Raw genomic sequence first — 18,785 nt, 5'->3', positions numbered from 1 at the left:
AATGCATTGGGATGGGGGCCGCGCGGCTGGGGAATTCCTCTAGCGCCCGGCACGGCCTCACCGTGTAATATCCGGCGGGTATTGCTCGACGTACCCCGAAGCTGCTGAGGAGCATTGCGATGCAACGACGTTCATTCTTGAAGCATGCCGGACTGGGCGCCGTTGCAACCGGCGCCGCCGTCAGCGCGCCTGCGTTCGCGCAAGACATGCCGTCCTTGAGCTGGCGCCTTGCCTCTGCATTTCCCAGCGCGCTGGACTTGCGCATCGGCGCAGGCGAACAGTTTTGCAAGTTCGTCACGGAATCCACCGGCGGCAAGTTCAATATCCGTCATTTCCCGGAAGGGGAAATCGTACCGGCTGCCGACCTGCTTGAAGCCGTCTCCACCAACAAGGTGGAATGCGGACACGGCTCGTCGCGCGCCTATCACGCCAAGAACCCCGCCTTTTGTTTCGATGCCGCCGTGCCCTTCGGGCTGACGGCGCGCCAGATGAACGCGTGGATGAGCGAGGGCGACGGCCTGCGCCTCACCCGCGAACTGTTCAAACCCGAAAAGATCATCAACTTCCCGCTGGGCAATACCGGCGCCCAGATGGGCGGCTGGTACACGCGGGAAATCAAGCGCCAGGCTGACCTGAAAGACCTGAAGATGCGCGTCTCCGGCCTTGGCGCCGACGTGCTGGCCCGGCTGGGCGTAGCGCCGCAGCCGGTCTCCCAGGTGCCGCTTGCCGAGGCCTTCGACAAAGAAGGGCTGCAAGCCATCGCGGGGGCGGGCGCCTATGACGACGCCAAGCTGGGCTTCAATAAAGTAGCTAAGTATTACTACGGACCCGGCTGGTGGGTGCCCGGCGAGCAGCTGTCGCTATATATCAATGACGACGCCTGGAACAAGCTGCCCAAGCATTACCAGTCCATCGTGCAGGCTGCCGCCTTGGCCGCTCATGTGTCGCTGACCGCCCGCTACGACGCGCGCAACCCCTCAGCGCTGGCGCAACTGGCGGCAAGCGGCGTGCAAGTGCGCGCTTTTCCGCGATCCATCATGGACGTGGCATTCGAGGCCACGCAGCAGGTCTACAAGGACTTGTCGGCCAAAGACCCGAAATTCAAGGCAATACACGACAGTTACATGGGCTTTCGCGACAGCGAAATGCCGTGGTTCCGCCTGACCGAAAACGCTTACGGCCAGTACGTGGCCGTGGCGTTGTCGGGACGGTAGAAGGAGGGCGCCGGACGCCGAATGGCATTCGGTGCAAAGTAGGGTTTTTGCTAGTAATAGCGCATTTTTTACAAAAAAATGGGCGGTTTTCGGGCTTTTCTCGAACCACATTCGAGTTTCGGCCTGATACAAAGGAGTAATATCCCGGGTCTTGACGCGCAATCATGGCGCCTTTAGGCGCCATATGACGTCAATCCGGCGGGATTACACCAGCCCGGATTACCAATATTCCGAGACAGACTTTAAGGTGGTATCAACCATGCAATCCAAGACCAAGAAGCTGCTGGCTGCGCTGATCGCCGCTGGTATCGTCCCGGCTGCGCACGCGGCTGACATCAAGCTGGGCGTGGCAGAAGCCCTGTCCGGCGGCGCCGCCCAGTACGGCGTGTCGATCCGTAATGGTTTCCAGCTTGCCGCTGATGAAATCAACGCTGCGGGTGGCATCAACGGCAACAAGCTGGTGCTGGTTGTCGAAGACGAACAAGGCAAGAAAGAAGAAGCCATCAACGTCTTCAAGAAATTGATTTTCAAAGACAACGTCCTGATGGTCTTTGGCCCGACGCTGTCCAACTCGGCCCAAGCTGCTGACCCGATCGCGCAAGCGGCCAAGACGGTCGCCTTCGGCACGTCCAACACCGCCGATGGCATCACGTCCATCGGCAACTACGTGTTCCGCAACTCGGTCACCGAAGCCGACGTGCTGCCGGCCACGATTTCCACCGTCAAGGCAAAGACCGGCCTGAAGAACGTGGCCGTGCTTTACGGTAACGACGACGTCTTCACGAAGAGCGGCTACGACAACTTCAAGAAGGCCCTGGAAGACCAGAAGATCCCGGTCACCACGACCGAAACGTTCGCCAAGGGCGACGTGGACTTCAAGGCCCAGCTGACCAAGATCAAGGGCACCAACCCCGACGCCATCGTGCTGTCCGCACTGCTGGCCGAAGGCGCCCCGATCATGGTGCAAGCGCGCCAACTGGGCCTGAACGTGCCGGTCATCGGCGGCAATGGCATGAACTCGGTCAAGATTTTCGACCTGGCCCCTGGCGGCGCATCGAACAATCTGTGGATCGGCAGCCCGTGGTCCATCGAGAACAAGGCCCCCGAGAACGTCAAGTTCATCGACGCCTACAAGGCCAAGTTCAACGGTTCGCCGGACCAGTTCGCGGCTCAGTCGTATGACGCCATGTACATCGTGGCCCAGGCACTGAAGAACACCAAGATCACCGGCGAATTGCCCAAGGACCGTGCCGCGCTGCGCGACGCGCTGCCGTCCGTGACCTGGACCGGCGCCACCGGCCCGTTCAAGTTCCGCCAAGCCAACGACCGCGCCGGCAAGCCCGCCGGCTACGACGCCGACCAGGCGCCGATCGTCAGCGTGACCAAGGACGGCAAGTACGTCATCGAAAAGTAAGCGCTACGCATCCCCGCGCGGGGGGATGCGCCTTGCGGGCAGCCCACAGGCTGGCCGCAAGGCGCTTTTTATCGCAGGGCCGTCCCAATAAAAGCCATGCCGTCTTCGCGGGCGGCGTCAGGCCATGCAGTGGGCGCTGCATGGGGCCCTCATAGATCTGGAAAGTCCCATCATGTTCGAACAACAATTCGTCAATGCCTTGTCGCTGGGCTGTGTGTATGCACTGTTCGCGCTGGGCTTCACGCTGATCTTCGGCGTGCTCGGGGTGATCAACCTGGCGCATGGCGCCGTCTTCATGGTTGGCGCCTACGCGGCACTGTTCGTGGTTCAGCAATTCGGCCTGCCCTTGTGGGCGGCGCTGATGGTCGCGTTCTTTGTGGCCGGCTTCACCGGGGTCATCATCGATTACCTGGTCCTCAAGCCGCTGCGCAAGCGCAACGCACCCCACTTGATCCCCATGATCGCCACGATTGGCGTGGGCATCATCCTGAATAACGGCGCCCAGAGCATCTTTGGCGCCAGCAACCTGCGCTTTCCGCACGGTACCGTGCCCGAGGAAGTGATCGAGGTCGCCGGCCTGCATCTGACCGTGATCGAGCTGGGCATCATCTTCCTGTCGTTCGCGTTGATGGCCGTGCTGATGTACGTCATGCGCCGCACGCAGTTCGGCCGCGCGCTTCGCGCCATCGCCGAATCGCCCAAGGCCGCGTGGCTGCTTGGCATCAACGTTGAAAAGCTGTTCGTCACGACCTCGTTCGCCGCCGCCGCCCTGGGTGGCGTGGCCGGCGTGCTGATCGGCCTGTATTCGAACGCGCTGTTCCCGCTGATGGGCCAGCCGATGCTGCACAAGGGCATCGCGGTCATCATCCTGGGCGGCATGGGCGACATACGCGGCGCCATGCTGGGCGGTCTGTTCCTGGGATTCGCCGAGGTGCTGTCGGTGGCCTACATCGGCTCCACCATGCGCGACGCGGTGGCTTTCGGCCTGCTGTTCCTGATCCTGCTGGTGCGCCCGCAAGGTCTGTTCGGCAAAGTGGTTCAACGCAAGGCTTAAAGAATGAGCGGATTCGAAAACTTCTGGGCCATTTACGGCAACCTGGTGCTTACGCTGGGCACCAACGCATTGCTGGCCCTCTCCATCTGGCTGACCCTGGCCTGCGGCATGCTGGCCATGGCCAACGCCGCCTTCATGGGCATCGGGGCGTACACCGCCGCGCTGCTCACCATGAACTACGACGCGCCGTTCTCGGTTGCGCTGGCCGGGGGCATGGCCGCGCCCGCGCTGGTGGCGGCGTTGATCGGTTTGCCAACCTTGCGCCTGTCCGGGGTCTACCTGGCCATGGCCACGCTGGGCTTTGGCGAAGTGGTGCGCGTCACCATCCTGAACACCGAATCCATTACCGGCGGCGCGCTGGGGCTGAACGGCATCCCGCAGCTGACGCAGTGGTGGCATGTGGTGCTGGCGGTCGTCATCGTGCTGTTCGTGCTGTGGCGCGTGCGCGCCTCCAAGATCGGACGTTCGTTCGACGCCATTCGTGGCGACGAAACGGCGGCCGGCTTGATGGGCATCGACGTGCGCGCCAACAAGATGCTGGCCTTCGTGGCCGGCGCGATGATCGCGGGTCTGGCCGGCGCCCTGAACGCGCACCTGACCTTCTTCATCGGTCCCAATGAATACGGTTTCGACCGTGGCGTTGAAATCCTGACCATGGCCATCCTGGGCGGCATCGGCGGTTTGGCCGGTCCCGTGCTGGGCAGCTTCATCATTACCGTGTTGCCCGAGCTGCTGCGCGGTTTTGCGGATCTGCGCCTGGTCGCCAACGGAGTGATTCTGGTGGTGATTGTGTTGTTCCTGCCGCAAGGCATCTGGGATCCGGCGCGCTTCAAGCGCTGGATGCGTCAAGGCCGGGGCGGCCAGGGGGGCAAGCGCCATGCTTGAGCTTTCTTCCGTCTCCAAGAGCTTCGGCGGCCTGCATGTGCTGCATGACGTCAACTTGTCGGTGCCCGAGGGTTCCATCTTCGGCTTGATCGGCCCGAACGGCGCCGGCAAGACCACGGTGTTCAACCTGATCACCGGCCTGTTGCCGCCCAGCGGCGGCACCATCACGTTCAACGGCCAAAGCGTCCTGTCCAAGAAGCCGCACAGCATCACGCGCATGGGCATCGCCCGCACGTTCCAGAACATTCGTCTCTTCAAAGAGATGACGTTGCTGGAAAACGTGGTGGTCGGCGCCTATCGGCACATGAACTACGGCTTTCCCAGCTTGCTGCTGGGCCTGCCGGGTTACCGCGAGCACGAAAAACGTGCCCGCGAGCGCGCGCACGAATTGCTGACGTGGATGCGCCTGGATCACAAGGCAAACGATCTGGCCGACAACCTGTCCTACGGCGAACAGCGCCGCCTGGAGCTGGCGCGCGCGCTGGCCACCGAGCCCAAGCTGCTGCTGCTGGACGAGCCGGTCGCGGGCATGAATACCGGCGAACGCGCCGAACTCATGCGCGAGATCCTGGCCATTCGGGATCGCGGCTACACCATCCTGATGATCGAACACGACATGCGCTTCGTCATGGGCCTGTGCGAACGCATCGCGGTGCTGAACTTTGGCAAGATCATCGCTTGCGGCGGCCCCGACGAAATCCGCAACAACGAGCAGGTCATCGAGGCCTATCTGGGCCGCGAAGACGACGAAGACACCGAACAAGTGGAGGCCGCCAAATGAGTCGCCGGGCTGCTCCCAAGATGAATACCGTAGCGCGTTGCGCGGAGGCTGCACAATGAGCGCAATGCTTGAAGTCCGCGGACTCGAAGTCAACTACGGCCACATCGAAGCCGTGCGCGGCATCGACCTGGACCTGAACGCCAACGAGATCACCGCCCTGGTCGGCGCCAACGGCGCCGGCAAGTCCACCACGCTGCTGGCGCTGTCGGGCCTGTTGCCCAAGGCGCGCGGCCGCGTCCTGTTCGAAGGCGAAGACATCACCAACCTGGCGCCGCACCAACTGGTGGCGCGCGGGATCGTGCAGGTGCCGGAAGGCCGCGCCATCCTGACCACCATGACGGTGCTGGAAAACCTGGAGTTGGGCGCGTATCGCCGTGGCCTGAAGAACGTGGCTTCCGACCTGGAATACGTGTTCAACCTGTTTCCGCGCCTAAAGGAACGGATCACGGGCATCGCCGGCAACCTGTCGGGTGGCGAACAACAGATGCTGGCGATTGGCCGGGCCCTGATGGCCAAGCCGCGCCTGCTGCTGCTGGACGAGCCGTCCATGGGCCTGGCGCCGATCGTCGTGCAGGAAATTTTCCGTTCGCTGCGCGCCATCAACGCCGATGGGCTGACCCTGTTCCTGGTGGAGCAGAACGTGCGTCAGGCGCTGAAGATCGCGCAAAGCGGGTATGTGCTGGAAAACGGCGCCATGGCGCTGACCGGCACGGGCCGCGAACTGCTGGGCCACCCGCGCGTGCTCGAAGCCTACCTGGGCGCCTGATCGCGCCGGGCTCTGGCCGGCCCGGGTGCTAGCGATTTGTCCCCGGATTTGTCTGTGCGCTGGCTGCAACGTTGCTTGCGGCCAGCCGCCACCTGACTTCTTTTCGCTTGCCCAATCTTTGAGCAGCCGTGTTAGAATTTCAGGCTTTCCCTCATTTTGACTATTGCACGGGCGGGTAATAACGCTTAGGCGGGACGTCGATAAAGGCAAAACCCCGAACCGAATCCTTGGGTTGCGGTTCATCAGGTTTTTGGTTTTTGCCCAGTTGGGGAAAGAACACTGGCTAGACGTTCTAGTCAGCAAGAACTTTTTATTCTTAGGAACCATCATGAAGACCTTTGTGGCCAAGCCGCATGAAGTCCAACGTGACTGGTTTGTGATCGACGCCAAGGGCAAAGTCCTCGGTCGTGTGGCCAGCGAAGTCGCACGTCGTCTGCGTGGCAAGCACAAACCTGAATTCACGCCGCACGTTGATACTGGCGATTACATCGTCATCATCAACGCTTCCGATATCGTCGTTACCGGTACCAAGGCGAAGGACAAGAAGTACTTCCGCCACACCACGTACCCGGGCGGTATCCGCGAAACGAACTTCGAGAAAATGCAAGAGCGTTTTCCCGGTCGCGCCATTCAGAAGGCCGTCAAGGGCATGCTGCCCAAGGGTCCTCTGGGCTACGCCATGATCAAGAAGCTGAAGGTCTATGCTGGTGCCGAGCACCCGCACACCGCCCAGCAGCCCAAGACGCTGGATATCTAAGGAAACGCCATGATCGGTAACTGGAATTACGGAACCGGCCGTCGCAAAACTTCGGTGGCTCGCGTTTTCATCAAGAAGGGCACGGGTAAGATCGTTGTCAACGGCAAGCCCGTTGACGATTTCTTCGCCCGCGAAACTGGTCGCATGATCGTGCGCCAACCGCTGGAACTGACCGGCCACCTGGAATCGTTTGACATCAAAGTCAACGTCCACGGCGGCGGCGAAACCGGCCAGGCTGGCGCAGTCCGTCACGGCATCACGCGTGCCCTGATCGACTACGACGCGACCCTGAAGCCCGCACTGTCGCAAGCTGGCTTTGTGACCCGCGATGCCCGTGAAGTCGAACGTAAGAAGGTCGGCTTCCGCAAGGCACGTCGTCGCAAGCAGTTCAGCAAGCGTTAATGTTGCTGCAAAAAACCCGCTTCGGCGGGTTTTTTGTTTTTGGGCATTGATGGCGGATGGGTGTCCGATTTGTCCCGCCCGCCTTCTGCAACGCGGAACTCCGCGCCGCCTTTTTCGGTCGGATGAGTCCAGATCGTTCCACGCGATGCTCGCGTCGGCGCAACCCTGTATTCTCCGGGCGATACAATCTGTTTTCGTCCTACGAAGAGTTCATACCTATCATGGCCCAAGCATCGAATACCCGTATCAAGGTTGGTATTGTCGGCGGCACCGGATACACCGGCGTCGAGCTGCTGCGCTTGCTGTCGCAGCATCCCAATGTGGAATTGACCGCCATCACGTCCCGCAAGGAAGACGGCTTGCCGGTCGCTGATATGTATCCGAACCTGCGCGGTCGCGTGAATCTGGCCTTCTCCGCGCCGGAAAAGGCGTCGCTCACCGAATGCGACGTGGTGTTCTTCGCGACCCCGCACGGGGTGGCGATGGCGCAAGCGCAAGAGCTGCTGGCCGCCGGAACCCGCATCATCGACCTGGCAGCGGACTTCCGCCTGCAGGACATCCCGACGTTCGAACGTTGGTACAAAATCCCCCACACGTGCCCCGAAATTCTGGCTGAAGCCCAGTACGGCCTGGTTGAGCTGAACCGCGAAGCCATCGCCAAGGCGCGCGTGATCGGCAACCCCGGCTGCTACCCGACCACCGTGCTGCTGGGCCTGGCCCCGTTGCTGGAAGGCGGCAAGGCCCTGGTCGACACGCAATCCCTGATCGCCGACTGCAAGTCGGGCGTGTCGGGCGCCGGGCGCAAGGCCGAGGTTGGCTCGCTGTTCTCCGAAGCGTCCGACAACTTCAAGGCGTACGGCGTGTCGGGCCACCGTCACCACCCGGAAATTTCGTCGCAGCTGGAAAAGATCTCCGGTGGCAAGGTCGGTCTGACTTTCGTGCCGCATCTGGTGCCCATGATCCGTGGCATGTTCTCGACGTTGTACGCGCGCATCCTGCCCGAAGCGCGCGACACGGACTTCCAGGCCCTGTTCGAAGAGCGTTACGCCAACGAGCCTTTTGTTGACGTCATGCCCGCCGGCAGCCTGCCCGAGACCCGGTCGGTGCGCGCATCCAACAACCTGCGCATCGCCCTTAGCCGCCCCGACAACGGTGACCTGCTGATCGTCATGGTCGTGCAGGACAACCTGGTCAAGGGCGCTGCCGGCCAGGCCGTGCAGAACATGAACCTGATGTTCGGGTTTACTGAATCCACGGGCCTGGATCAGGTGGCAATCCTGCCTTGAGGCTTTGCACGGGCCGGCGGCGCAAGTGGCCGGCCCTGCGCGCTTTATGCCCGTCGACGCCCCGTCCTCCCACTCGCCATCCCGCCCAGCAGGCGGGATGCTGCGCATCGTTGCCGGGCTGCTGATCGGCGTGCTGCTGGGAGGCGCCGTCGGTTACGGCTATGCGCTGCGGCAGGCTCGTCCGCCGGACGCCTTGGTGATCAGTACACAACAGGCCGAGGCGCAGGCAGAGGCCATGCGCCAGCAAAACGCGCAACTGCGCTACACGCAAAGCCAGCTGGATACGGCGGACGGCGAACTCGTCATTGAGCGGTCGGCGCGTCAAGAGCTTGAAACGCAGTTGCGCGTTGCCCAGGCCGAAGTCGGGCGGGTACGCGACCAGCTGGCGTTCTACGAACAATTATTGCCCGCAGGCCCGGAAGGGTCGGTGGATATCCGAGGCGTGCAGATCGACCGTGAAGGCGGCGGCCTGCGCTACAAAGTGTTGTTGATGCGCAGCGGCCGCAATGGCGGCACGCCGTTTGCGGGCGCGTTGCGGTTTCAAGCCACGGGCGTGCTCAAGGGCGAAACCGTTACCGTCGACCTGGCGCCGATGCAGGTCAAGGCCGAGACCGGCCCGGTAACGACTACAGGCGAAACCACCACGGCCGCCTCGCTGGCGTTGCAGTTCGATCAGTACCAACGCAGCCAGGGCATCCTGGCCGTACCCGAGGGATTTGTCCCCGAAAGCGTGACCGTCAGCGTCCTGGAAGGCGAAACCGTCCGCGCGTCGCGAAGTGTCAAACTGGAACTTTGAGTCTAGTCAAGCCCTGCGCTATAGTGACACTATGCGAGCGCCGTTGCCGCTCACCGAAATATGGCCGACCCGGCCAGGAGTGAACCATGAATGCAGTAACCGAAACCGTCGATCTTCAGGCCGCCCCGCCTGTGCCCCTGGTCTTTACCGACTCGGCTGCCGCCAAAGTGAAGGATTTGCTGGCCGAAGAAGGCAACCCTGACCTGAAGCTGCGCGTCTTTGTCCAAGGTGGCGGCTGTTCGGGTTTCCAGTACGGCTTCACGTTTGACGAAGTCGTCAACGAAGACGACACCGTGCTGGACAAGGCCGGCGTCCAACTGCTGGTTGACCCGATGAGCTTCCAATACCTGGTCGGTGCCGAAATCGACTACAAGGAAGACCTGGAAGGCGCGCAATTCGTCATCCGCAATCCCAACGCCAGCACCACGTGCGGCTGCGGTTCCTCGTTCTCGGTGTAATAACCCTGGCAGGAAAGTAAAAGCCCTTCGGCATGCCGAAGGGCTTTTTGCATTGCAGTGATTGGGCGATCAGGCCGGATACAGCGCGCCCAGAATACGCGCCCCGCGTGCACCCGTCACGGCGGGATGCCCGGCCGGCCGCCGCTGCACGAATGCCTGCGCCAGCCACGCAAAGGCCAATGCCTCGACCTGTTGTGCCGGCACGCCCAACGCGTCGGTTGGCTGTACGGGCCGTTGCAGGCAATACGCCAGCTCTTGCATCAGGCCCGCGTTGCGCGCGCCTCCTCCGCATACGAAGACGTCCTGCGTGCCCGCCGCCGCGGCATCGATGGCGTTTGCCACGGTGCGGGCGGTCAAGCGTTGCAGCGTGGCCTGCACGTCCTGGGGCGCGGGCTTTGGGCCGTCAAAGGCCGCCAGACGATCATCAAGCCATTGCAGGTTGAACAGGTCGCGCCCGGTGGACTTGGGCGCGGGCAGCGCAAACCACGGTTCGCTGGCGATCAACTGTTCCAGCAGCGGCGCCACCACCTGGCCGGTGGCGGCCCAGCGGCCGTCTGCGTCGTACGGCTGGCCCAGGTGACGCTGGCACCAGGCGTCCAGGAACACGTTCGCGGGGCCGGTATCGAAGCCACGCACGGGCTGGCCCGGAACAAGCAGGGTGACGTTGGCGATACCGCCCAGGTTGAGGACGGCACGGCCATGCGGCGCGCCGAAGATCGCCGCGTGAAAGGGCGGCACCAACGGCGCGCCCTGGCCCCCGGCGGCCACATCGCGGCTGCGAAAATCCGCTACGACGTCGATCCCGGTCAGTTCAGCAAGCAGCGCGGGCGCATTCAATTGCACCGTATATCCGCTATCGGGTCGGTGCCTGACGGTCTGGCCGTGCGCGCCGATGGCGATCACGTCGGTGGCGTCCGCTGCGGCGTCCTGAAGCAGGGCGGAAACCGCTTGCGCATACAAGCGGGCAAGCGCATTGGCGGCCAAGGCGGCGCGAGCCAGCTCATCGTTGCCGGAAACGTTCAGCGCCAAGAGCTCGCGCCGCAGGCTTTCCGGCATGGGCAGGTTGGCGCTGGCCAGCACCTGCGGGGCCTGGGATTCGCCCAGGCGCACCAGCACGCCGTCCACGCCGTCGACGCTTGTGCCGGACATCAAGCCGATATAAAGCCCCTGGTGTGCGGGCGATGCGGTTGAAGGGGAGTTCACGGGCGCCTCGATAAAAAGAAAAAGGCGGCCGGCAGAGTTTGCGCGGGCCGCCTTTCTGGACGTTTGCGGATCTGGCCGCCTAGCGACTGGCCACGTTGGTCAACGCGTCGGGCAGCGTCTGCTGGAATTGCGTCAGCAGCTGGATCTGCTGCTTGTAGGGCGCCACGGCATTGTTGAATGCACGGACTTCCGCCGGTTCCAGGGCACGAGCAACGGGCAGGTCCACCGCCAGTGGGTCGATCGGCTGGTTGTCCACGCGGAACTCGTAGTGCAGGTGCGGGCCGGTGGCCCAGCCGGTGGAACCGACATAGCCCAGCAGTTGCCCCTGCGAGATCTTGGCGCCCTTGGTAATGCCTTCGGCGATGCGGCTCTGGTGCGCGTACAGCGTCGAATACTTGCCGTGGTGCTTCACGATGACGACGTTGCCGTAACCGTTCTGCCAGCCCGAGAACTCGACCGTGCCATCCGCCGTGGAGTGGATCGGCGTGCCCGAAGGCGCCGCGTAGTCCACGCCCTTGTGACCCGTCCACGTTTTGTGGATGGGATGCATGCGCATGCCGAATGTCGAGCTGATACGGCTGAACTTCAACGCGGTGCGCAGGAACGCGCCACGCAGGCTGGTGCCGTCGAAGTCGTAGTACGAACCGGATTTTTCGTCAGGGCTGAACCAGACAGCGTTGTAGGTCTTGCCGCCGTTGATGAATTCCAGAGCCAGCACGCGGCCCGCGCCGGCATAGCGGCCGTCGTGCGAGCGAACTTCGTAAACCACACGGAACTGGTCGCCTTGGCGCAGGTCTCGCAGGAAGTCGATCTTGGCGCTGAGGATGTCGGCCATCTGCATGGTGACCGAGTCCGGAATGCCGGCGGAGTCGGTCGCGCCAAAGAGCGACGACTTGATCGTGCCCACGGCAACGCGCGTCTGGCGCTCGGTGCTTTCGGTGACTTCCTCGGCCTTGTAGGTGTCGCCGGCAGGGGCGACGTGCAGCATGCGCGTGACGACCTGGCCGTCGGTCTCGTTGCCCGGCGTATGGATGTAACGCAGCCAGATCAGGTTGCCCTGTTCGTCCGTGGCGGCTTGCACCGAGCGGCCCGGGTACAGCTTGTAGATGCTGCGGGCGCTGGGGTCATGCGTCAGGAACGTTTGCAGGCTGGGCGCGTCCAGTTCCAGGCGCTGCAACACCGCGGCCAGCGTGTCGCCGGAGCGAATGCGGGTTTCGCTGATGTACGGCGCGGCGCTGGGCGTGCTGACTTCGACCTGCTCGGCTGTCAGCGGCAGAACGCTCTGGATGATGCGGGACGGGGGGAGTTCGGAGCGGTCGGGTTGCTGCACCATGCCCAGGGCGGCGGCGCCGGCAAACAGACCAATAGCGGTGACGAGAACAGTGCGACGGAAAAGTCCCGAGCGATGCGGCTTGGGCTCAACGGGCGCAAACAGGGCAGCAACTTTGCGCTTGATGCTACTCGCCAGTTCGTGGAGGCCACGATTCATCGTGAAGATACCCTCTCAGGTGGCATGAGCTCGCAGGGTGCGTGACACGAACGGCCCCCGCGCGCCACGATATCCGGGGCAAGGGCTGGCGCGGGGCGCATCTTGTGAACAACGGGTGGTAGACCGAACCACAACTGCGTATATATGGCAGTTGCGTATGATTGGGCGGTATCCTAGCTGATTCGGCTAGAATTTTCGATAGTTTTCGTCACTTTTTACACCTTTTTGTCGGCTGAAGCCGCTTTGGTCCCCCTGCCATGTCTCCCTCTGAAGCCCCTATCACTCCTGAAGTCGAAGCTGATCTGCGTATAGCCAAGCGCGGTTGCGACGAACTGCTGGTTGAATCCGAATTCGCGCGCAAGCTGGCAAAGAGCCGCGCCACCGGTGTGCCGCTGCGCATCAAATTGGGGCTGGACCCCACCGCGCCCGACATCCATCTGGGCCACACGGTGGTGCTGAACAAGATGCGCCAGTTGCAGGACCTTGGCCACAATGTCATCTTCCTGATCGGCGATTTCACCTCGACCATCGGCGATCCCAGCGGCCGCAACAGCACCCGCCCGCCGCTCACGCGCGAGCAGATCGAGTCCAACGCCAAGACGTATTACGCCCAGGCCAGCCTGGTGCTGGACCCGGCGCGTACCGAGATCCGCTACAACTCCGAATGGTGCGATCCGCTGGGTGCTCGGGGCATGATCCAGCTGGCGTCCCGTTATACGGTTGCCCGCATGATGGAACGCGAGGATTTCACCAAGCGCTTCAAGGGTGGCATCCCGATTTCGGTGCACGAATTCCTGTATCCGTTGATGCAGGGCTATGACTCCGTGGCGCTGAAGTCCGATCTGGAGCTGGGGGGCACCGATCAGAAATTCAACTTGCTGGTCGGGCGCGAGCTGCAAAAGGAATATGGCCAGGAGCCCCAGTGCATTTTGACGATGCCGCTGCTGGTCGGTACCGACGGCGTCGAGAAAATGTCCAAGTCCAAGGGCAACTACATCGGTATTTCAGAGTCGCCCGATTCGATGTTCGGCAAGCTGATGTCCATTTCGGACACGCTGATGTGGCGCTACTTCGAACTGCTGTCGTTCCGCTCGCTGGAAGACATCGCTGCCCTCAAGCAAGAGACGGATGGCGGGCGCAACCCGCGCGATGCCAAAGTTATGCTGGCTCAGGAAATCATCACGCGCTTTCATTCGGCCAAGGCGGCGGACGACGCGCTCGCCTCGTTCGAGGCGCGCTTCCGTGACGGTGCCATCCCCGAAGACATGCCTGAAGTGAATATCGGCGGGGCGCCCGTCGGCATCCTGAAGCTGCTGCGCGAGGCCGGCCTGGTCGCATCCGGTTCCGAGGCGCAGCGCAATGTCGAGCAGGGTGGGGTGCGCGTCAATGGCGATCGGGTGGAAGATAAATCGTTGCAATTGCCTGCGGGCACCTACGTGGTGCAAGTGGGCAAGCGCAAGTTCGCGCGTGTTAACTTGAACCCATGATTGCGAAGTTTTGATACGCTGAGGGTACGGACGAAGGCTGGTACGCCTTTGCGGCATTTCAAGGAGCACGACATGAAACTTTCGAGTTTGTCTTTTTCCGATCACGAGTCGATTCCCGAGCGCTATGCGTTCGGCAAAGTCGATGCGCAATCGCACGTCGCGCTGGCAGACAACCACAACCCGCAGTTTTCGTGGGACGACGTCCCGGCGGGAACGCAGTCGTTTGCGTTGATCTGCCATGATCCGGACGTGCCGTCGCAGCCCGATGACGTCAACCAGGAAGGCCGCGAAGTGCCCGCCGACCTGCCCCGCGTTGATTTCTTCCATTGGGTGCTGGTGGACCTGCCAGCGGATCTTCGCGAAATCGACGAAGGCGCGTTCTCCAATGGAATTACCCCGCGCGGAAAAGGCGGCCCGCTGGCGCCGATGGACGCCCGCCAGGGCATCAACTCGTATTCGTCCTGGTTCGCCAACGATCACGACATGAGCGGCGACTACTTCGGCTACGACGGCCCGTGCCCGCCCTGGAACGATTCCATCGTCCACCGCTACGTGTTCACGCTGTATGCGCTGGACGTCCAGAGCCTGAACCTGAACGGTTCATTCACCGGCGAAGACGCGCTGCGCGCCATGCAAAAGCACGTTCTGGCGCAGGCTTCGGTCACGGGCACCTACACGCTGAACCCGCGGCTGGCGCCGAAACAGATCGGCGCAACGTCAGCGACCTGACGCCCGTGCAAAAACCAAAAGGGCCGCCATTGAGTGCGGCCCTTTTTTTATGCGGCGCCTTGCATGAATCTTGTTCAAGTCGGTATGAGCGCGATTTCCCGCTGTCAGCCTGTGCCGTGGTTTTCGCGCCCGTCGGCCGAAAATTGCCTGCCTTCGGCGCATTTTGGCGGCAATTGATTCTGGTTGACGCGGTAAACTACGCAAATTCTTCGGGTTTACCCACCCGACACTGCTTTCTCCTCTCTTACCGCCTCAGGAATCCCCCGTCATGTTTGACCGCAACCTTACCTTGTCCAAGGCTGACCCGGACGTTTGGGCCGCCATCCAGAAGGAAGACGTTCGCCAAGAGCAGCACATCGAGCTGATCGCTTCGGAGAACTACGCCAGCCCGGCCGTCATGGAAGCCCAAGGCACGCAGCTCACGAACAAGTACGCCGAAGGCTACCCGGGCAAGCGTTACTACGGCGGTTGCGAATACGTGGACGTGGTCGAGCAACTGGCTATCGACCGCCTGAAGCAGATTTTTGGCGCTGAAGCCGCCAACGTACAACCGAACTCGGGCTCGCAAGCGAACCAGGGCGTGTACATGGCCGTGCTCAAGCCGGGCGACACCGTGCTGGGCATGAGCCTGGCAGAAGGCGGCCACCTGACGCACGGCGCGTCGGTCAACGCTTCCGGCAAGCTGTACAACTTCATCTCGTACGGCCTGGACGAAAACGAAGTCCTGAACTACGCGCAAGTCGAGCAGCTGGCCAAGGAACACAAGCCCAAGCTGATCGTGGCCGGCGCGTCGGCATACGCCCTGCACATCGACTTCGAACGCATGGCCCGCATCGCCCGCGAAAACGGCGCGCTGTTCATGGTCGACATCGCCCACTACGCGGGCTTGGTCGCTGGCGGCGCCTATCCCAACCCGGTTCCCCATGCCGACTTCGTCACGTCGACCACGCACAAGTCGCTGCGCGGCCCGCGCGGCGGCGTCATCATGATGAAGGCCGAGCACGAGAAGATCATCAATTCGGCCATCTTCCCCGGCATTCAAGGCGGCCCGCTGATGCACGTCATCGCCGGCAAGGCAGTGGCCTTCAAGGAAGCGCTGGAACCCGGCTTCAAGGACTACGCGCAACAAGTGGTCAAGAACGCGAAGGTGCTGGCCGACACGCTGGTCAAGCGCGGATTGCGCATCGTGTCCGGCCGTACGGAAAGCCACGTCATGTTGGTCGACCTGCGCTCCAAGGGCATCACCGGCAAGGAAGCGGAAGCCGTGCTGGGGCAGGCCCACATCACGGTCAACAAGAACGCCATTCCGAACGACCCGGAAAAGCCCTTCGTGACCAGCGGCATCCGCCTGGGCACCCCGGCCATGACCACGCGCGGTTTCACTGAAGCCGACGCCGAACTCACCGCCAACCTGATCGCCGACGTGCTGGACAACCCGCGCGACGAAGCCAACATCGCCGCCGTGCGTGCCCGGGTCAACGAGTTGACCTCGCGCCTGCCCGTGTACGGCAAGCGTTAAGCCATACGCGGTAAGCAATCAGCCTGCGCGGTTCGCCGCGCGGGCGACGGATAAAGGGACGGCCCCGCAAGGCGCCGTCCCTTTGCTTTGCGCGGCACTGCGGTATCCTCGCGCCATTCAGCGAAAATATTAGGGACAAATTAATCCCTGTCGGCGCTTCCCATGGGCGCGTCGTTACAATATGCTCAAATTTTGCCATTCGTGCCTATAGGGAACACACATGCGGTGTCCATTTTGCGGCAATGCCGAAACGCAGGTCGTCGACAGCCGGGTGTCGGAAGAGGGCGACGCCATCCGTCGCCGCCGCCGTTGCCTGTCCTGTGACAAGCGATTCACCACCTACGAGCGGGTGGAACTTGCCATGCCTTCCATCGTGAAGCGCAATGGTAGCCGCAGCGACTACGATCCCGTCAAGCTGCGCGCCAGCCTGAGCCTGGCCCTGCGCAAGCGACCCGTCAGTACTGAAGACGTGGACGCCGCGGTCGCACGCATCGAAGAGCAATTGCTGGCCAGCGGGTTACGCGAAGTGCCGTCGGAACATATCGGCGAGCTGGTCATGAACGAGCTGCGCAAGCTGGATAAGGTGGCGTACGTTCGCTTTGCCTCGGTCTACAAAAGCTTCGAGGACATCGGCGAATTCGTCGAGGCCATCCGTGAAATGCAGGGGCCACTGCTGCCCGGCAAGTTGCGCAAGGAATAAGTCGACGCTGGCAGAGGCCGGCGTTGGCGCGCGGTGGCGATATGACGGTGAAATAGCGGCGCTTCGGCGCCGCTATTGCATGGGCGCCGAACGCGCCAGGCTGGGGGTGTGGGGCTGAAATTTGCGCCAGACGCGGCGCATGTGCTGGGCAGATCCGAACCCGGATTTTTCAGCCACGCGCTCCAGGTCCAGCCGGGTTTCACGCAGCAAGTCGCGCGCCAGCGCCACCCGGATCTGGTACAGGTAGTCCATCGGCGTGCAACCGGCGTGCTCACGGAACAGCCGAGTAAGGTGCCGAGGGCTGGTGTGCGCCTGGTCCGCCAACGATTGCGCGGACCATGGCGCGGCGGGATCGCGAATCACCGCGTCCTGCACGCGGTGCACGGTGGGGTGCATGTGGCTGCGGTGTTCCAGCCATGGCGACAGCGCGGTATCGGTGCCCGCGCGGCGCTGGTAGACGACCATCTCGCGCGCGACTTCGCTGGCCACGCGCGGCCCGCAGTGACGCGCGACCATATGCAGCGCCAGGTCGATGCCGGCAGTGATGCCCGCGCTGCTGACCAGGTTGCCGTCTTCGATGAAGATGCGGTTGTCATGCACGCGGGCGCTGGGATCAATACTGCTCAGTTGCGCCAGGCATGAGTGGTGGGTGGTGCAGTCGCGCTGGCGGGTCAGCCCCGCCGAGGCCGCAAACAGGGCGCCCGCGCACACCGTCATCAGCGTGAAGCCGTCGGCGGGATGGCGGACGGCCAGCCACTTGATGATGGCGTGCGCGTCGGGGTCCTCCAGGCGGGTGTGTTGGCCGACCACGCCCGAAATAATGACCAGCGCATTGGCTGGCAGCGTCGCCGGCAGTGGCCGGATGCGGGCCAGATGCAAGCCCGTAATCCCACTTTCCACTTCCGGTGAGGGTCCGCAAAAGTGCTGTTCGAACGTACCCGGGCACAGCTTGTTGGCCACGCGGAACGCTTCCGCCGGCCCCGCCAGGTCCAAGAGAACAATGCCCCGCGGTAGAACGAAATACACCGGAATCATGGGTGCCCGGCCTCGTTTCAGCCCGCCAGCGCGTCCGCTGCCCGCGCAATGCGCGCGAAGCGGCCGTTCAGTACCAGTTCGGTATGGTCGCGAATCTCGGCCGGGCTGTAATGCTTGCCCGAAGGGCTTTGCATCGCGAAGGTCAGCGTGGCGTCCGTCGGAAACACCACTTTGAAACCCGCATCGCTGGCATGGCGCGAGGTGGTTTCGCAGCATTGTTCGGTGCGGATGCCGCTGACGATGACGCCTTCCACCCCGTTTTCACGCAACCAATCGTGCAGCGTTGCGCCGTTGGCATCGACCGCAAACAGCGACGAATGCACGGTTTTGTGGAAAACGGCCGTGGGCGAAATGCGGAGCTCGGCAAGCGTTTTGACGTGTCCCGAAGCCAGCGAGAAGGGGTTCGACGCGTCGTCCGACGGGCTTTTGTGAAACACCTGCAGCACCGGAATGTCTTTGGCGCGCGCCGAATCGATCAGGCCCTGGAGCTGCGTCACGAACGCGGGGTACTCGGTTTCGTCCCAAAACGGACGTTGCCGAAAAGACTCTTGGACGTCGATGACGATCAGTGCTTGTTTCATGGTCCGGCCTCCAGGCCTAGGGTTTTTGAGGGGGTAGCGGTATTCTGCGACGCCTCGCGGCGCCAGGCGAGCCATTCCCGGGCCAGTTATCGGCCCAAAACGGACATTCCTGTTGCGAGGTCCCTGGCAGCAGCTTACCCCTATCCGCGGCCTGCCGGAACGACCGCATGCGCGTCGCCGGACATACAATTCCGCCATGACACACCCAAGCGAATCCGACGATATTTCC

The 18,785-nt window shown here is 62.7% G+C and carries 19 protein-coding genes; 15 read left to right on the top strand and 4 right to left on the bottom strand.

Going from position 1 to position 18,785, the window contains the following annotated elements; translation table 11 throughout:
- Positions 1-119 precede the first annotated feature (119 nt).
- The 11 genes from AC0Z35_RS19150 to erpA all read left to right on the top strand — a co-directional run bounded on the left by AC0Z35_RS19150 (position 120) and on the right by erpA (position 9,813).
- Positions 120-1,214, top strand: a complete 1,095-nt coding sequence (locus AC0Z35_RS19150) for a TRAP transporter substrate-binding protein (RefSeq protein WP_485132520.1) — start codon at positions 120-122, stop codon at positions 1,212-1,214.
- A gap of 259 nt (positions 1,215-1,473) precedes the next feature.
- A complete protein-coding gene (locus AC0Z35_RS19145; RefSeq protein WP_485132519.1) occupies positions 1,474-2,628 on the top strand; it encodes an ABC transporter substrate-binding protein in 1,155 nt (384 codons plus the stop codon).
- A 172-nt stretch (positions 2,629-2,800) separates the two neighbouring features.
- Positions 2,801-3,682 carry a branched-chain amino acid ABC transporter permease gene (locus AC0Z35_RS19140; protein WP_046806103.1) on the top strand — a complete coding sequence of 294 codons (882 nt, stop codon included), beginning with the start codon at positions 2,801-2,803 and terminating at the stop codon, positions 3,680-3,682.
- A 3-nt stretch (positions 3,683-3,685) separates the two neighbouring features.
- A complete protein-coding gene (locus tag AC0Z35_RS19135) occupies positions 3,686-4,567 on the top strand; it encodes a branched-chain amino acid ABC transporter permease (protein ID WP_046806104.1) in 882 nt (293 codons plus the stop codon).
- Positions 4,560-5,348, top strand: coding sequence for an ABC transporter ATP-binding protein (locus tag AC0Z35_RS19130; protein WP_046806105.1), 789 nt, complete (start codon positions 4,560-4,562; stop codon positions 5,346-5,348). The genes AC0Z35_RS19135 and AC0Z35_RS19130 overlap by 8 nt, the downstream gene beginning before the upstream one ends.
- A 55-nt stretch (positions 5,349-5,403) precedes the next feature.
- Positions 5,404-6,114: an ABC transporter ATP-binding protein gene (locus AC0Z35_RS19125; RefSeq protein ID WP_046806106.1), complete on the top strand. Its 711-nt coding sequence runs from the start codon at positions 5,404-5,406 to the stop codon at positions 6,112-6,114.
- A 328-nt stretch (positions 6,115-6,442) separates the two neighbouring features.
- Positions 6,443-6,871, top strand: a complete 429-nt coding sequence (gene rplM / locus AC0Z35_RS19120; protein WP_006217309.1) for a 50S ribosomal protein L13 — start codon at positions 6,443-6,445, stop codon at positions 6,869-6,871.
- Positions 6,872-6,880: 9 nt separating this feature from the next.
- Entirely contained in the window at positions 6,881-7,273 is a 393-nt protein-coding gene (rpsI, locus tag AC0Z35_RS19115) for a 30S ribosomal protein S9 (RefSeq protein ID WP_006217310.1), read from the top strand.
- Between the two features lie 221 nt (positions 7,274-7,494).
- A complete protein-coding gene (argC, locus tag AC0Z35_RS19110; protein WP_046806107.1) occupies positions 7,495-8,559 on the top strand; it encodes an N-acetyl-gamma-glutamyl-phosphate reductase in 1,065 nt (354 codons plus the stop codon).
- A 46-nt stretch (positions 8,560-8,605) separates the two neighbouring features.
- Positions 8,606-9,355, top strand: a complete 750-nt coding sequence (locus AC0Z35_RS19105) for a DUF6776 family protein (protein WP_370638745.1) — start codon at positions 8,606-8,608, stop codon at positions 9,353-9,355.
- 86 nt (positions 9,356-9,441) lie between these two features.
- A complete protein-coding gene (erpA, locus tag AC0Z35_RS19100) occupies positions 9,442-9,813 on the top strand; it encodes an iron-sulfur cluster insertion protein ErpA (protein ID WP_006217313.1) in 372 nt (123 codons plus the stop codon).
- Between the two features lie 69 nt (positions 9,814-9,882).
- Here erpA and AC0Z35_RS19095 read toward each other — a convergent pair whose 3' ends face one another.
- Positions 9,883-11,016, bottom strand: a complete 1,134-nt coding sequence (locus tag AC0Z35_RS19095) for an anhydro-N-acetylmuramic acid kinase (RefSeq protein WP_485132518.1) — start codon at positions 11,014-11,016, stop codon at positions 9,883-9,885.
- Between the two features lie 79 nt (positions 11,017-11,095).
- A complete protein-coding gene (locus AC0Z35_RS19090; RefSeq protein ID WP_046806109.1) occupies positions 11,096-12,505 on the bottom strand; it encodes a M23 family metallopeptidase in 1,410 nt (469 codons plus the stop codon).
- A 257-nt stretch (positions 12,506-12,762) separates the two neighbouring features.
- Between AC0Z35_RS19090 and tyrS the strand changes: the two genes are divergently transcribed.
- The 4 genes from tyrS to nrdR all read left to right on the top strand — a co-directional run bounded on the left by tyrS (position 12,763) and on the right by nrdR (position 16,940).
- The gene (gene tyrS, locus AC0Z35_RS19085; protein ID WP_120153768.1) at positions 12,763-13,992 is read left to right on the top strand and encodes a tyrosine--tRNA ligase; all 1,230 of its coding nucleotides are present in this window, start codon (positions 12,763-12,765) and stop codon (positions 13,990-13,992) included.
- Between the two features lie 72 nt (positions 13,993-14,064).
- Positions 14,065-14,721 carry a YbhB/YbcL family Raf kinase inhibitor-like protein gene (locus AC0Z35_RS19080; RefSeq protein WP_104145164.1) on the top strand — a complete coding sequence of 219 codons (657 nt, stop codon included), beginning with the start codon at positions 14,065-14,067 and terminating at the stop codon, positions 14,719-14,721.
- A gap of 268 nt (positions 14,722-14,989) precedes the next feature.
- Positions 14,990-16,240 (top strand): serine hydroxymethyltransferase, encoded by a 1,251-nt coding sequence (glyA, locus tag AC0Z35_RS19075; protein ID WP_046806112.1) that lies wholly within the window; start codon positions 14,990-14,992, stop codon positions 16,238-16,240.
- Between the two features lie 220 nt (positions 16,241-16,460).
- Positions 16,461-16,940 (top strand): transcriptional regulator NrdR, encoded by a 480-nt coding sequence (nrdR, locus tag AC0Z35_RS19070; protein WP_046806113.1) that lies wholly within the window; start codon positions 16,461-16,463, stop codon positions 16,938-16,940.
- Positions 16,941-17,012: 72 nt separating this feature from the next.
- Here the strand turns inward: nrdR and AC0Z35_RS19065 are convergent, their stop codons facing one another.
- Together AC0Z35_RS19065 and AC0Z35_RS19060 are read right to left on the bottom strand one after the other, a co-directional pair.
- Positions 17,013-17,975 (bottom strand): GlxA family transcriptional regulator, encoded by a 963-nt coding sequence (locus tag AC0Z35_RS19065; protein WP_485132517.1) that lies wholly within the window; start codon positions 17,973-17,975, stop codon positions 17,013-17,015.
- Between the two features lie 17 nt (positions 17,976-17,992).
- Positions 17,993-18,556 carry a cysteine hydrolase family protein gene (locus AC0Z35_RS19060; protein ID WP_046806115.1) on the bottom strand — a complete coding sequence of 188 codons (564 nt, stop codon included), beginning with the start codon at positions 18,554-18,556 and terminating at the stop codon, positions 17,993-17,995.
- Between the last annotated feature and the right edge of the window lie 229 nt (positions 18,557-18,785).

The sequence above is a fragment of the Achromobacter sp. 1L-A-4-B-C2 genome (assembly GCF_057291955.1).
The sequence above is the reverse complement of the archived record's forward strand: the minus strand, read 5'-3'. Positions and strand labels throughout refer to the sequence as shown.

What these genes read in the sequence shown, in the direction of transcription:
- AC0Z35_RS19150 (WP_485132520.1), top strand. Translation starts at nt 120, where the DNA reads ATGCAACGACGTTCATTCTTGAAGCATGCCGGACTGGGCGCCGTTGCA.
- AC0Z35_RS19145 (WP_485132519.1), top strand. Translation starts at nt 1,474, where the DNA reads ATGCAATCCAAGACCAAGAAGCTGCTGGCTGCGCTGATCGCCGCTGGT.
- AC0Z35_RS19140 (WP_046806103.1), top strand. Translation starts at nt 2,801, where the DNA reads ATGTTCGAACAACAATTCGTCAATGCCTTGTCGCTGGGCTGTGTGTAT.
- AC0Z35_RS19135 (WP_046806104.1), top strand. Translation starts at nt 3,686, where the DNA reads ATGAGCGGATTCGAAAACTTCTGGGCCATTTACGGCAACCTGGTGCTT.
- AC0Z35_RS19130 (WP_046806105.1), top strand. Translation starts at nt 4,560, where the DNA reads ATGCTTGAGCTTTCTTCCGTCTCCAAGAGCTTCGGCGGCCTGCATGTG.
- AC0Z35_RS19125 (WP_046806106.1), top strand. Translation starts at nt 5,404, where the DNA reads ATGAGCGCAATGCTTGAAGTCCGCGGACTCGAAGTCAACTACGGCCAC.
- rplM (WP_006217309.1), top strand. Translation starts at nt 6,443, where the DNA reads ATGAAGACCTTTGTGGCCAAGCCGCATGAAGTCCAACGTGACTGGTTT.
- rpsI (WP_006217310.1), top strand. Translation starts at nt 6,881, where the DNA reads ATGATCGGTAACTGGAATTACGGAACCGGCCGTCGCAAAACTTCGGTG.
- argC (WP_046806107.1), top strand. Translation starts at nt 7,495, where the DNA reads ATGGCCCAAGCATCGAATACCCGTATCAAGGTTGGTATTGTCGGCGGC.
- AC0Z35_RS19105 (WP_370638745.1), top strand. Translation starts at nt 8,606, where the DNA reads ATGCCCGTCGACGCCCCGTCCTCCCACTCGCCATCCCGCCCAGCAGGC.
- erpA (WP_006217313.1), top strand. Translation starts at nt 9,442, where the DNA reads ATGAATGCAGTAACCGAAACCGTCGATCTTCAGGCCGCCCCGCCTGTG.
- AC0Z35_RS19090 (WP_046806109.1), bottom strand. Translation starts at nt 12,505, where the DNA reads ATGAATCGTGGCCTCCACGAACTGGCGAGTAGCATCAAGCGCAAAGTT.
- tyrS (WP_120153768.1), top strand. Translation starts at nt 12,763, where the DNA reads ATGTCTCCCTCTGAAGCCCCTATCACTCCTGAAGTCGAAGCTGATCTG.
- AC0Z35_RS19080 (WP_104145164.1), top strand. Translation starts at nt 14,065, where the DNA reads ATGAAACTTTCGAGTTTGTCTTTTTCCGATCACGAGTCGATTCCCGAG.
- glyA (WP_046806112.1), top strand. Translation starts at nt 14,990, where the DNA reads ATGTTTGACCGCAACCTTACCTTGTCCAAGGCTGACCCGGACGTTTGG.
- nrdR (WP_046806113.1), top strand. Translation starts at nt 16,461, where the DNA reads ATGCGGTGTCCATTTTGCGGCAATGCCGAAACGCAGGTCGTCGACAGC.
- AC0Z35_RS19065 (WP_485132517.1), bottom strand. Translation starts at nt 17,975, where the DNA reads ATGATTCCGGTGTATTTCGTTCTACCGCGGGGCATTGTTCTCTTGGAC.
- AC0Z35_RS19060 (WP_046806115.1), bottom strand. Translation starts at nt 18,556, where the DNA reads ATGAAACAAGCACTGATCGTCATCGACGTCCAAGAGTCTTTTCGGCAA.